The 13,372-nt window shown below is 56.2% G+C and carries 12 protein-coding genes; 5 read left to right on the top strand and 7 right to left on the bottom strand.

Features of this window, described 5'->3' with window-relative positions:
- Positions 1-96 precede the first annotated feature (96 nt).
- Positions 97-1,536, top strand: coding sequence for a dihydrolipoyl dehydrogenase (locus ACNSOI_RS17395; protein ID WP_420194653.1), 1,440 nt, complete (start codon positions 97-99; stop codon positions 1,534-1,536).
- A gap of 46 nt (positions 1,537-1,582) precedes the next feature.
- Here the strand turns inward: ACNSOI_RS17395 and ACNSOI_RS17390 are convergent, their stop codons facing one another.
- The gene (locus tag ACNSOI_RS17390) at positions 1,583-1,849 is read right to left on the bottom strand and encodes a DUF2061 domain-containing protein (protein ID WP_197463799.1); all 267 of its coding nucleotides are present in this window, start codon (positions 1,847-1,849) and stop codon (positions 1,583-1,585) included.
- Positions 1,850-2,073: 224 nt separating this feature from the next.
- Here ACNSOI_RS17390 and ACNSOI_RS17385 point away from each other — a divergent pair, with 224 nt between their 5' ends.
- The 3 genes from ACNSOI_RS17385 (at position 2,074) to ACNSOI_RS17375 (ending at position 5,840) form a co-directional block, all read left to right on the top strand.
- Positions 2,074-2,547: a Dps family protein gene (locus tag ACNSOI_RS17385; protein ID WP_072676187.1), complete on the top strand. Its 474-nt coding sequence runs from the start codon at positions 2,074-2,076 to the stop codon at positions 2,545-2,547.
- 164 nt (positions 2,548-2,711) lie between these two features.
- The gene (locus ACNSOI_RS17380; protein WP_420194652.1) at positions 2,712-4,613 is read left to right on the top strand and encodes a choice-of-anchor I family protein; all 1,902 of its coding nucleotides are present in this window, start codon (positions 2,712-2,714) and stop codon (positions 4,611-4,613) included.
- 192 nt (positions 4,614-4,805) lie between these two features.
- On the top strand, positions 4,806-5,840 hold the full coding sequence (locus ACNSOI_RS17375; RefSeq protein WP_420194651.1) for a porin: 1,035 nt from the start codon (positions 4,806-4,808) through the stop codon (positions 5,838-5,840).
- Between the two features lie 58 nt (positions 5,841-5,898).
- Here ACNSOI_RS17375 and ACNSOI_RS17370 read toward each other — a convergent pair whose 3' ends face one another.
- The 6 genes from ACNSOI_RS17370 to ACNSOI_RS17345 form a co-directional block, all read right to left on the bottom strand.
- Positions 5,899-7,023, bottom strand: coding sequence for an NAD(P)/FAD-dependent oxidoreductase (locus ACNSOI_RS17370; protein ID WP_420194650.1), 1,125 nt, complete (start codon positions 7,021-7,023; stop codon positions 5,899-5,901).
- Positions 7,023-8,336: a class I SAM-dependent methyltransferase gene (locus ACNSOI_RS17365; RefSeq protein WP_420194649.1), complete on the bottom strand. Its 1,314-nt coding sequence runs from the start codon at positions 8,334-8,336 to the stop codon at positions 7,023-7,025. The genes ACNSOI_RS17370 and ACNSOI_RS17365 overlap by 1 nt, the downstream gene beginning before the upstream one ends.
- A gap of 162 nt (positions 8,337-8,498) precedes the next feature.
- Positions 8,499-9,797 (bottom strand): TRAP transporter large permease, encoded by a 1,299-nt coding sequence (locus ACNSOI_RS17360; RefSeq protein WP_061330750.1) that lies wholly within the window; start codon positions 9,795-9,797, stop codon positions 8,499-8,501.
- Positions 9,794-10,339 (bottom strand): TRAP transporter small permease subunit, encoded by a 546-nt coding sequence (locus tag ACNSOI_RS17355; RefSeq protein ID WP_106693907.1) that lies wholly within the window; start codon positions 10,337-10,339, stop codon positions 9,794-9,796. The genes ACNSOI_RS17360 and ACNSOI_RS17355 overlap by 4 nt, the downstream gene beginning before the upstream one ends.
- Positions 10,340-10,439: 100 nt before the next feature.
- On the bottom strand, positions 10,440-11,516 hold the full coding sequence (locus ACNSOI_RS17350) for a TRAP transporter substrate-binding protein (protein WP_061330748.1): 1,077 nt from the start codon (positions 11,514-11,516) through the stop codon (positions 10,440-10,442).
- A 171-nt stretch (positions 11,517-11,687) separates the two neighbouring features.
- Positions 11,688-12,146, bottom strand: coding sequence for an ATPase (locus tag ACNSOI_RS17345; protein ID WP_420194648.1), 459 nt, complete (start codon positions 12,144-12,146; stop codon positions 11,688-11,690).
- 107 nt (positions 12,147-12,253) lie between these two features.
- Between ACNSOI_RS17345 and ACNSOI_RS17340 the strand changes: the two genes are divergently transcribed.
- Complete coding sequence (locus ACNSOI_RS17340) at positions 12,254-13,369, top strand: SLC13 family permease (protein WP_420194647.1); 1,116 nt, start codon at positions 12,254-12,256, stop codon at positions 13,367-13,369.
- Positions 13,370-13,372: the final 3 nt, after the last annotated feature.

Raw genomic sequence — 13,372 nt, 5'->3', positions numbered from 1 at the left:
CTGCTGAGGATTTTTTGCCAGCTTCACCTGTCAGGCATTGATAAGGTTTCTATACTTTCAGTTTAACCGCCGAATTCTAGCTTATCGGGAGGCAAAATGAACAAGCGTGAAGTGGATGTGGCCATTATCGGTGCCGGCACTGCCGGCATGGTGGCGTACCAGCGGGTTCGCAAAGCCACCGACAAAGTGGTTTTAATCGAGGGGGAGCAGTACGGCACCACCTGCGCGCGGGTGGGCTGCATGCCCAGCAAACTGCTGATTGCCGCTGCCGAGAGAGCCCACGACCTGAAAACCGCCGACGACTTCGGGGTGCTGGCGGGTGATGTCCGTATCGACGGCCGGCTGGTGATGGAGCGGGTGCGGGCCGAGCGGGACAAGTTTGTGGCGCCGGTGATTCGGTCCATGGAAAAACTGCCGGAGGAGCACCGGCTGATGGGCCATGCCCGGTTTGTCGACAGCCACCGGTTGGTGGTGGGCGACCATACCGAAGTGCACGCCGATCGCATCATCATTGCCACCGGCTCCCGGCCTAACGTGCCGGGTATCCTGAAAGAAGCCAAGGATCGGTTAATCGTTAATGACGATGTGTTTGACTGGCAGGATCTGCCGGAATCTGTAGCGGTATTCGGCCCCGGTGTCATCGGCCTGGAACTGGGCCAGGCACTGAGCCGGCTGGGCGTGCGGGTGCGATTGTTTGGCGTTAGCGGCGGCATCGGCGGTCTGCGGGATGAGAAAATCCGAGACTATGCGAAGGGCGTGTTTGGAGAAGAGCTAACACTGAGCCTGAAAGCCGAGACCCGCCGGGTCGAACGTACGGACGATAGTGTTCTCGTTACCTGGCTTGAGAATGGCCAGGAGCATCAGGAAACCTATGACTACCTGCTGGCGGCCACCGGCCGCCGCCCCAATGTGGATAACCTGGATATTCAGAATGCCGGCATTGAGCTGGATGACCGGGGCATGCCGGAGTTTGATCCCTTCACACTGCGCTGTGGCGACAGCCATATTTTCATCGCCGGCGACGTGAACAATCATCGGCCTTTGCTGCACGAAGCAGCGGATGAGGGGCGTATTGCCGGGGATAACGCCGGTACCTGGCCGGAGGTACGAACCGGGCTGCGGAAAACACCACTGGCCGTGGTGTTCTCAGATCCGCAGATTGCCTCAGTCGGGCTGACCGTGCATCAGGTGGATGAAAAGTGCCAGGGTTGCTTTGCCGTGGGGGAAGTCAGCTTTGAAAACCAGGGCCGTAGCAAGGTGATTGGTAAGAACCGTGGCTTGCTCAGAGTCTATGGTGAGCATGGCAGTGGCTTGTTCCTGGGTGCGGAAATGTTCGGGCCGGCGGCTGAACACATCTCACACCTGCTGGCCTGGTGCGCCCAAAAGCGAATGACCGTCAGTGAAATGCTCGAAATGCCTTTCTATCACCCGGTGATTGAGGAAGGGTTGAGGACCGCCCTGAAAAACCTTAACAGAAACCTCAGGCTGGGGCCTGAACCCGCTGAGGGTTGTATGGATTGCGGGCCTGGCGTCTGAGGCGGCCCGCTTCTGTTATATTCGTAATTGATCTGAGTCAGCCGTTTCAGGGCGTGTTGTGCCGTACGATCAAGGGCCTGGCGGTTGCATTCCGCTGATACCGTGCCCATATCTTCTCATGGAAGAAGTAGGCAACGGTGTTGATGGTCGGCTCAACCATGGCGATCAGGCTGCCGATCAGAATGTCGCCGGTCAGCAGATAGGCTACGGAGAACGCCACCACGAAGTGCGTGATTGCAAAGGTGATGGTTTTTAACAGTGACTGGTCACCGTTGGCACTGTGGTTGTGAACGAACAGTTTCAGCGCGCTCATGATCAACTCCGTTTTCTTAGGGTCTATGTGTGTATTGAAGATCAAACGAGAATTATTTCCAAATAGATCTTGTGATTATCGTCGATAGCATCGGCCTATGGGTTTTTGGTTTTTAATATAATCTCATGCTATCGCAAGTATTGAAGAACTAAACTTCAGCTATAGCCGACGACTGAGTAGAGTGGTTGGCAGATAAACCCAAAACGCGAATCAGGAGGTTCAATATGGGTAAGAACTTTATTGGTCTGGACACGGAAAAGACCCAGAAACTGGCAGACTCGCTTAACGAGTTGCTGTCCAACTACCAGATTTTTTACATGAACGTTCGTGGCTATCACTGGAACATCAAGGGCGACAATTTCTTTGAGCTGCACGCCAAGTTTGAAGAGCTCTATGACGATCTGTTGCTGAAGATTGATGAGATCGCCGAGCGTGTTCTGACCCTGGGCCACCGCCCGGCGCACGCATACAGCACCTACATCGAGAAATCCGATGTGCCCGAGCGCAAGGATGTGTCTGATGGCAAAGAAGCCGTGGGCAACATCGTAGAGAGCTTCGGGAAACTGATCGCCAAGCAGCGTGATCTGCTGAATCTGGCGGGCGAGGCTCAGGACGAAGGCACCGTTGCCCTGATGAGTGACTACATCTCCCAGCAGGAGAAAACGGTGTGGATGTACCGGAGTTACCTTGGCCAGTAAGTAGTCATAACACGGCCTAAAGGGCACATGGCGGCATCAGGCCGCCATGTGCCCTTCATTAATATGTCATTGTCCTGTCTTATTTCCTTCCCGATCCTGTAACAGCGGTGAAATAGGTTTCTTTGCTACCGAGTTAGTTTTCTAACAAAGCAAAGGAGCGTTCCGTGCAAAACCCAAAAACCATTTTCAAACCATCACTGCTGGCCATCAGTGTCTCGGCCGTGTTGCTGAGCGGCTGCCTGTCTTCGGACAACAATAACCCACCACCCGTGGAGGCGCCCCCGGCGGTCACTGGCCTGACACTTGAGTTCGTTGGTCGATACAGCTCTGGCGTTTTTGGTGAAAGTGCCGCAGAAATTACGGGATATGACGCCGCCAGCCGCAGAGCGTTTGTGGTGAACGCCAAGGAAGGCGTACTGAACGTGCTGGATATGAATGACCCATCAGCACCAACCCTGCTTGATACCCTGATGGTTGGTGACATTGCTGATAATGCGGTTGTTAACAGTGTCGCGGTCCAGAACGGACTCGTTGCCGTCGCGATCGAGGCGTCACCCAAAACGGAACCGGGCTTCGCCGCCATATACGATGCCGCAACGCTGTCGCTGCGTGGCTCGGTCGAGGTTGGTGCGCAGCCGGATATGCTGACGTTCACGCCTGATGGCAAATACCTTTTGGTCGCCAATGAGGGCGAACCGAGTGACGACTACCAGATTGATCCGGAAGGCTCTGTTTCAGTCATTGATGTGACTGACCCTGACAACCTGCAAGTCAGAACGGCAGATTTTACCGCCTTCAATAGCCAGAGAGCGCAGCTGGTGGCGGATGGTGTTCGGGTATTCGGGCCGGGTGCCAGTGTCGCCCAGGATATGGAGCCGGAGTACATTACAGTGAACGCCGACAGCACCACTGCATGGGTGGCGTTGCAGGAGAACAACGCACTGGCGAAAGTGGACATCGCCTCGGCCACCATCACGGAGATCCTGCCGCTGGGCTACAAGGATCATGGTGCTGAAGGTCAGGGTCTGGATGCCAGCGATAGCAACGATGCAATCGGCATCAAACCCTGGCCGGGGATTCTCGGTATGTACCATCCGGATGCCATCGCCAGCTTCAGCAGCAACGGCGAGACATACATCCTGACCGCCAACGAGGGTGATGCCCGGGCCTGGGGTGAGGATAACCCAGCCTATTGGGGGCCTGAAGATTCGGAAGACCCTGCCTTTGGTGGTGATGCCAATCAGGGCTTTGTCGAGGAAATACGATTCAAGCACTTGTTCCACAGGAACGGTTTTGAGCGCCGCCTGGGCGATGACATGCCGCCACAGCTCTACGATCTGGCCAAGGGGGCGCTGCTGAACCCCGAGGTGTTCGACTACTGCGGCGCCAGTGCCGGTGAGCCGGGCGGCTGCCGGGAAGATGAACAGTTGGGCCGCCTCACCGTGACCTGGACCATGGGCTACCGCACCGATGAAAACGGTGACCCCGTGATGTTCAACACCGCCGGTGTTGAGGACCCTGCAGGTGACCGCCTGATGTATGACGCGGTTTACGCTTTTGGTGGCCGTTCCATGGCGATCTGGTCGGCTGATGGTGATCTGGTGTGGGATTCCGGCGACATGGTTGAGCAGTATCTGGCCAGTGATGCCTGCCTTGCCGGGTCGCAGCGAAATATCCCCTGTGCTGAGTTCTTCAACTCGAACCACAGTGCCGGTGATTCGTTCCTGAACCGTTCGGATAACAAGGGGCCAGAGCCGGAAGCGGTAACAGCGGCCACCTTTGGTGATCGCACGTTCGCCTTCCTCGGTCTTGAACGTATGGGTGGTGTCATGGTGTTTGACATCACCAATCCGCAGTCGCCGTCGATTGTGGACTACCTCAACACCCGAGAGGAATGGGTGTTGGACCCGGAAACCAACCTGGCTATCGCCGGTGACCTGGGGATTGAGGACATCACTGTGATACCCGCGAACCAGTCACCAAATGGCGACGTGCTCTTGCTTACCGGTAATGAAGTGAGTGGCACAACTGCTGTGTATAAGGTGGTCCTGCAATACGCCGAGTAATCCGCCAAAGCAGTCTGTTAAAACAACCCCGCCGTGAGGCGGGGTTTGTCTTTGTGCATCGCAACCCTTTGCTGAAAGTCAGGTTTCACACAACTGACATATATAGTTAACAAATCGTTCATAAACCATCGCCATAGTGACATCACGAAATTCAACACCGATCAAGAATGATCACTGATGGAGAAGAACGTAATGAAAAAGCAATTGCTGGCACTGGCTATCGGTTCCATGGTTGTCGCGCCGTCTGTGGCGATGGCTGACAAGGGCCCGACTGTTTACGGTAAAGTGAACGTTTCCTATGAGAATCAGGATCGTGATCGCGCCTCTTTCTCTAACGATGCCTGGCGTTTGCAGAGCAACGCTTCCCGTCTTGGCGTAAAAGGTGAGCTGGACCTGAACATTGAAGACGTGGTTGCTGTTTACCAGGCGGAATACCAGATCAACGTTGATGATGGCGGAACACCTTTCAGCCAGCGCAACATTTTTGGTGGTTTCAAACACGCCAACGCGGGCACACTGATTGCCGGTAACTTTGACACCCCGCTCAAGCGTGCCGAGATGAGCGTTGACCAGTTCAACGATACCCCGGGCGACATCGATTTCCTGATGACCGGCCAGCTGCGTGCAACCAACATCATTCAGTACAGCACCCCGAAACTGGCAGACATGCTGACCCTGAACGTTGCGTTTATTCCGGGCGAAGAGTTTGATGACGTTGCTAACCCGGATGCCAATGACGGCCCAGCAGATGCGATTTCCGCCTCACTGACGTTCCAGAAAGACATCTTCTACGGTGCGATTGCCTACGATTCTGAAACGACTACTCGTACCCGTGGTAGCAGCACTCCCCGCCGCTTTGTGGATTCTGACGGCGGTGCACAGGATCCGCAGAACGATATCCTTCGTTTTGTGGCGGGCGTCAACACCAGCGCATTTGAAGCCGGTTTCCTGTACCAGTTGGCTGAAGGCGCCAACAACAACATGGAAGACACCAGCTACCTGGTTAGCGGTGCGTTTAAGACCGGCAATCTGAAGCTGAAGGCCCAGTATGGTCTGACCGAGGGTGATCTGACAGATGAAGAGCGCAGCTTGTGGGCGCTGGGTGCTGATTACAAGGTTGGCAAAAACAGCAAGGTGTATGCGTTCCTGACCGAGGTAGAGGAAGACCTGAGCGAAGACAAAGACACCACCTTCGGTATCGGCTTCGATCACAAGTTCTCCATGTAATACCCTTTTCATGTCGCGTCACTTCGCCGGGCCCCGCAAGGGCCCGGCTTTTTGCGTTTCAGCCGGCGGCTTTAAGTGGCGGCACATCCTGATGCAGGAACCATTTTTCGGTCACCACCTTGCGGGTGAACCAGTGCGAACGCATCAACGTGCTGGCGACCGGCTGTTTCAGCCATTCCGGTAGTTCCCAGCCGGGTTGCTGTTCGGCTGCTCGGTTGCCAAAGCGTTCCGCAATGCGCTCACCGTAGTGCTGGAGTGAGACCGCGGAAAAGTCTGCGGCGTTAAGAATGACGTCGGCCGCCATCAGGGCAGATTCAATGGCAGGGCGGATACCCTCACCGCTCTGGGTGTAAGCCAGGCCCGCTGCATCTCCGATCAGTAGTACGCCGTCGTCTACCAGGGGCCGATCGGCATGGGCGTACAGCAGGTAGGCATGGCCTTTGAATCGCCCCGGCAGGTCCGCGGGTATTCGCCCTTCGTGCTTCATATCGTCTACGAATGCCTCCAGGTGATCCGTTAGCCTGTGGTTGTCTTCCCGCCCCAGGCCAATGTTCAGGAAATTACCTTTGCGGAATACCCAGGCATAACCCTTGAGATCCCGGCAGAACCAGAGCTCCGGGGTGTCCCCCCGGGCTTCGCAGGTGCTGGCCTGTTCCGGAGTCATCTCGAATTCGACTTCCTTGGCGGCCACCACCGTTTCGTGTTTGCCGGGGCCATTGCCCAGCAGCTTGGCAACCGGGCAGAAGTGTCCCCCGGCACCGATTAATAGCGGAGCCTGCCATTGTTCGTTGATGGTCCAGTTGCCGTTGCTGCGCACGATGGATTTAACCGTTGTGCCCAGTTGTTTGGCACAGGTTGCACGGTTCAGCAGAAAGGCATCGAACTCACAACGGCGGATGCCGTAGCTGACGATACCCTGGTGATCATTTTCCACCGCAGGCTGGTCCATCATGCCGATGCGGAAACGACGAATGGGCTGCAGGGTCCGGCCATGGCCGTAATCGTCCGGATCGATGTCCAGGCTGTCCATCACGGCCGGCGTTACCCAGCCGGCGCAGGTTTTATCACGCGGGAAGTCGGCTTTGTCGATGACCAGCACATTTTTGCCTGCATTCTCCAAGGACCGCGCCAGCGTCGCACCCGCCGGGCCGGCACCTACGATAATCGCGTCGTAGTATTCCATCAACTGCCCTCCGGTGTTGCTGGGAAGGCATACAGGTCCTGCCGGCTCTGGGGCAACTGATTGTTATCACCGTGGGTGAACACCACCTGGAACAGCTGCAGCGAACCGGCCCGGAACGCCGCAATAGATCCGGCCAGGTACAGTCGCCAGGCCCGGGTGAAGTGTTCGTCGTACATCTCGGTAACGCGCTCGGCATTGGCCTCGAAGCGCTCCGTCCAGTGGCTCAGGGTCTGGGCATAGTGCAGCCGCAGGTTCTCCACATCCAGCACCGAGAAGTCGCTGTGCTCACAGATTTCCATAAACTCGCCGATACTGGGAGGGTAGGCGCCGGGAAAGATCCGCTTCTCTATCCAGGCATTCATTAGCATGGGCCGGTTGCGCCCGATGCTGTGGAGCAGAGCTATGCCGTTGGGTTTCAGGCTGCGCTTGATCAGCTCCGACAGGGCTCGGTAGTTTTCCTTGCCAACGTGCTCCAGCATGCCAACAGAGACGAATGCGTCATACTGGCCGGTGATGTTGCGGTAGTCGTCCTCCACATAGGTAATAAGACCATCGAGCCCTTGGCGTTCAGATTCGGCCTGGGCGTATGCCAGTTGCTCACGGGATATGTTGTAGGAGTGAACTTTCACGCCGTAGTTGCGGGCCATATAACGGGCCAGGCCGCCCCAGCCACAGCCGGCTTCCACCACCGTCATGCCTGGCTTCAGGCGAAGCTTCCGGCACACATGCTCCAGTTTGGCCAGTTGTGCCTGCTCCAGTGTGTTACCGGGGTGCTCGTAATAGGCACAGGTGTACTGCATTTCTGCGTTGTCCAGCCAGAGTTGGTAAAACTCGTTGCCCAGGTCGTAGTGGTGGTGAATGTTTTCCTTGGCTTCGGAAATGCCGGTTGCTCTGGGGTTGTGATTCTTCCAAAGCGCATCCAGCCATTTTGGCCATTTCTGTCGGGCGGCGTGGACTGATCGGTAAAGGCTTTCCATCAGATCAGGCAGGTCGCCATCGATCTCCAGGCGGCCAGCGCTGTACAGATCGCCGAAGGCGAGGTTGGGGTTGGCAACGAGGGAGTAGAGTGCCTTGTGATCCTTCAGGTGCAGGGTGAAGCGGGCGGGCCCTTGCTCTGGCTCGATGACCTCGCCATTCCATAGCTGGAAGCGTATGGCGGGTGAGCCGGCCATTCGCATCAACTTGGCGATCAGCCAGCGTTCATAGCTGTGTGGTTCGCGATCAGCCTGACTGTTTTCCAATGGCAGGCTAAGAACATGTGCTTTGGTGTTGCTGTCAGAATAGTCCGTCTTTGGAGCTGTGCCCTGTGCCATGAAACTTCTCTCCCTTCGCGTTCATTCTCCGGCGTTTTCCCGAATGCATCACTGAGAGTCGCGTTTCTGACTTAGTATAGAAAATGATCAGGGTTTGTCAGGTTTGGGGGCAAAAAGGACAGGAGGCAGGGGCGGGTTGCATACCCGACCCTGCCTGAAAGGTCAGTAGGTGGAGCTCATGCCGAACCATTCCGGGAAGATGACGATCAGCGCCAGCACCAGAATCTGGATCAGTATGAATGGCACAATGCCTTTGTAGATATCGATCGTTCGGACATTCGGTGGTGCCACCCCTTTAAGGTAGAACAGTGAGAACCCGAAGGGTGGTGTCAGGAAACTGGTTTGCAGGTTCATGGCCACCAGAATGGCAAACCACAGCATGTTGATGCCCAGCGCTTCCGCCACCGGCGCCAGGATGGGCACGATGATGAACGAAATCTCCACGAAGTCGATGAAGAAGCCGAGAATCAGGATGACCAGCATGGCCAGAATGATGAAGCCCCACTGCTCGCCCGGCAGCATCAGCAGCCACTCTTCAAGCAGGTAGTCGCCACCGGTGTAACTGAACACCATCGAGAATGCCGTGGCCCCAATCAGAATGGCAAAGACCATGGCGGTCACGCTGACCGTGTCCTTTGCTGCATCCCAGACCATCTTGAACGAGAACTGCCGGTAGATCAGCGCCAGTACCACCGCGCCGATACCGCCCAGGGCTGAAGACTCAGTGGGGGTGGCAATGCCGGTGAAGATGGAGCCAAGCACCACGATGATTAATGCAAGCGGAGGGATAATTGCCAGCAGGGCATCGCGTATCTCTTTGCCCCGGCTAATGCTGTCGTCATCCTTGGGCATTGCAGGTGCGGTCTGCGGCTTTAACCGGGTAAGGATAAGTATGTAAACAATGTACAGGCCGATAAGAAGCACACCAGGTCCCACGGCAGCCCTGAACAGGTCGCCAACGGGCAGCCCCAGTACATCGCCTAGAATGATCAGAATGATGGAGGGGGGAACTATCTGCCCCAGGGTGCCAGAAGCGCAAATCGTGCCGGTTGCCAGCCGTTTGTCGTATTTGTGCGCAAGCATGACCGGCAGAGAAATCAGGCCCATAGCCACCACGCTGGCGCCCACCACACCGGTCGAAGCGGCTAGGAGCGCGCCCACAAGAATGGTGGAAATGGCCAAACCACCCGGCAAACCGCCAAACAGGCGACCCATGGAGGTGAGCAGTTGCTCAGCCAATTTGGTGCGTTGCAGCACCACCCCCATAAAAATGAACAAGGGCACCGCCATCAGAACCGTATTCTGCATCACGCTCATGATGCGGTACGGCATGAAGGCAAACAGATCCATGCCCTCGGCATAGATACCGAACACCAGAGCCACACCACCAAACGTAAAGGCCACGGGGAAACCGAACATCAGCATGATCAGGGCCACGCCGAACATAATCATACCGATCATGCCAGGCCTCCCGCGCTATGCTCGCCCACGTATTCCTTCTCGCCCGCCAGCACCCGAATGGCATAGGTCACCATATTCAGGCCGGCGGTGGCCATGAATACGGCACTCAATGGTATCACCGCTTTGATCACCCAGCGGTGAGGCAGGCCACCTGGGTCACCACTGCCTTCGCCCATCTGGTAGGAATCCAGGGCGAAGCTGTAACCGTAACGGCCGATCAGGTAGGCAAAGGGAATGACAAAAATCAGCGCACCCAGAATATTGACCCAGGCCTTGGTCTTGTTACTCCAGCGGGTATAGAACACGTCTACCCGAACGTGGCCATCCGTGCGCAGGGCGTAGGGAATACCCAGCAGAAAAACCACGGAATATAGATGCCATTCCATTTCCTGCATGGCGATGGACACATCGTTGAAGACGTAACGGGCAACGACATCGTAGAAAACGTTCACGGCCATCAGGATCATGGCCAGGCAGGCAATCACGCCGCACAGTTTCGAGAGCCAGGCCAGGCTCTTGTCGAGTTTGATTATCCAGTACATGGAACTTCGTCCTCCGCAAAGCGGATGCGTATCTGTGAAACGAAAAAACCGGGATCACTGCGTTGAGCGATCCCGGCTCTGTTACTTGAAGGCCTCAATTTTACTCGATTTCAGCCATGGTATTGAGATAGGCGTTATCAGAAATGCGAGTGTACGCTCGGGAATCCCGTTGGTAGTCCTCAAGAGACTTTACGATACGCGCAGCCTGCTCATTGTTGCCGGCGGCTTCCTTGAGCAATTTCTGATTGGCGTCATACATGGCCTGGAAAACATCGTCTGGGAAATTCTTGATCTGTACGTTGGGATAGTCCTGCTTGATGTTAGCCCACGCCTTGGCGTTTTCATGCTGAGAATGAATCAGCATATCGTAGGCCGCGGTACGCATGGCAACGCGCAGGATTTCCTGCAGGTCTGCTGGCAGCCGCTCCCAGACACGCTTGTTGATCAGGAACTGCAGTTCGGTGGCAGGCTCATGCCAGCCAGTGTAGTAATAGTCCGCGATCTGGTGGAAGCCCAGACGGAGATCGAGTGCTGGACCTACCCACTCCAGGGCGTCGATGGTGTTGCGCTCAAGGGCTGTATAGAGTTCGCCGGGAGCGATATTGGTGGGGTTAACGCCTACTTCCGCAAACACCTCTCCGGCAAAGCCTGGAATACGCATTTTCAGACCTTTCAGGTCGTCCAGTGATTTGATTTCCTTGCGGAACCAGCCGCCCATCTGGTTGCCTGTGTTGCCGCCGGGGAAGGACAGCATGTTGTGAGGTTCGTACACCTCCTGCATCAGGTCCATGCCATCGCCATAATAGAACCAGGCGTATTGCTCAAGGGCTGTCATGCCAAAGGGCATGCTGGTGAAGAATAGTGTGTTGGGTACCTTGCCTTTCCAGTAATAGGAGGCAGAGTGACCCATGTCGTACTGACCGGCTTTGACCATGTCAAAAACGCCGAGCGGGGCTTTGTGCTTGTTGGCAGAATCGATCCGGATTTTCAGCCGGCCGTTGGACATTTTTTCCGCCATCTGGGCCATGCTTTTGGTGGCATCTCCAAATATCGGAAAGTTAGGTCCCCAGGTTTCTGCAAGTTTGAGGGTGAAGGTGTCTTGGGCGAGCGCCTGAGTGGCGGCAAAGGTAGTTGCCACAGCCAGCACAGCCGCGGAAAGAACAGAACGGATCTTCATTGCTCTTCTATCCTCTGGTTTTATTGTATTTGTCGTTTTCGATGGACCCGGTTCCCTGTAGGAAACCACCGTCCGGACAGTCTAGTTCAGATTAGCAACTACCGCGGCCGTTCTACAGCAAAAAATAACCTATGTACGACATAGGTCTAAGGTCGTTGGGAGGTGAGAAGTTCACACATCCTGCATGCGGCCGATCTGGCTGGCCATGCGCATGGCCTCGTGTTCCTCGAGGGATTTCAGGTCTTCCAGCAGGGTTTTGGCCTCGGGAATCTCGGCTTTGCCGATCAGGTTGTCATACAGGTTCATTACCTGGTCGTGGAAATCGAAAATCTCACGGGCAATGCCGGCAAAATCCAGATCGTTGTAGTGGGTGTCGCAGGTGCGTTCATTCTCGATAGGTTTGTGCACGCCATAGTCGTAGAGGCGGGTGTTCATGGCTTTCGAGTCCGCCTGTTTTTCATACTCTGCTACGGCTTTTGCCAGCAGGTCTTCGTGGCGGCTGATGTAATCCAACAGGGCGCTGGCTCGCTCATCCTGGTTCAGGGCCGCCGATTCGTGCAGGCAGCGGGCAAGGTGGGCGTGCAGCTGCCGGGTCCAGTCGATCAGATCTGCGAAGGTTTTGATTTCCATACAGGTAAACTCCCTTCAAAATGAAGTGGTTCAACAATTTTCTGTAAGTCTAGACGATATTTTCCACCTTCCATGTTGGCGGTCTTTTGATCGGGATCAGGAGCTTGATGAATCCTTCAAAACCTTTTCGTTTTTTGCTGACCCGGCTGACGGAAGATTACCTGTTATTGGCGTTGGTGCTGTCGCTTTTGCCCTTGTTGTGGTTCACCTCGCCAGAGCTGAATGAGCTGGTTGAACTGGTGCATTGGCAAACTCTGGCAGCGTTGACCGGGTTCCTGGTACTGAGTCGAGGGCTGGAGGACAGCGGAGCCCTGGCGCTTGCGGGGGTCTGGCTGGTAGCGCGATTCTGCACCGAACGTGCCCTGGCTCTGACGTTGGTGGGCTTTTCCATGGCGTTGTCGGCGGTGGTCACCAACGACGTGACCCTGTTCATTGTGGTGCCGCTGACCGTGGCACTGGCGTCGGTTGTCGACATTCCTCTGGGCCGGCTGGTGATCTTCCAGGCCCTGGCGGTGAATGTGGGCTCGGCACTGACCCCCATAGGTAACCCCCAGAACCTGTTTATCTGGCAAACCCGGGAGTTGGGGTTCATCGAATTTGTCAGCGCGATGCTGCCGCTGGTGCTTTGGTTATCGTTGGCGCTGGGATTGGCGACAGCCCTGGCGTTTCCTTCGAGGCCTGTCCGCGTCAGCCTGGTGGCCAGGCTGGCTAAACCAAGGCTGTTGTTGGTGTCTGGCCTCTTGTACCCGGTGTTTATTCTGGCGGCTGAGGCGGGTGGCGTAATCGCCGCCGCGCTGGTGATACTGGTGTTGTATGGGCTGGTATTCCGGTCGGTCCTGCGGGGTGTCGACTGGTTGCTGCTGTTGGTGTTCCTGCTGATGTTTGTGAACCTCGGGTTGTTGGCCACCTTGCCAGCGGCTGAGGCTCTGGTGGAGTGGTTGCTGGCCTTGCCCGGAGGGGTGCTGACTGCCTCTGTCCTGATGTCCCAAGTGATGTCGAACGTTCCTGCGGCGATTTTTCTCGCGCCGTTCACCGATGATTGGCGAGCGTTAGCCTGGGGTGTGTCCGTGGGCGGGTTCGGCCTGGCTATCGGGTCGCTGGCCAACCTGATCGCCTTGCGGCTGGCTCGGGTGCAGGGCTTGTGGTTGGCGTTCCATGTCTGGTCCATGCCGGCACTTGCTTTGGGAGTTCTGTCAGCGGTTTTCCTGATCGGGCCCGGCTGATCG

It is taken from the genome of Marinobacter sp. GH_1 (assembly GCF_048595985.1).
GTDB lineage: Bacteria > Pseudomonadota > Gammaproteobacteria > Pseudomonadales > Oleiphilaceae > Marinobacter > Marinobacter shengliensis.
Note: the sequence above shows the minus strand (reverse complement) of the source record. Positions and strands in the feature narration are given on the sequence as shown.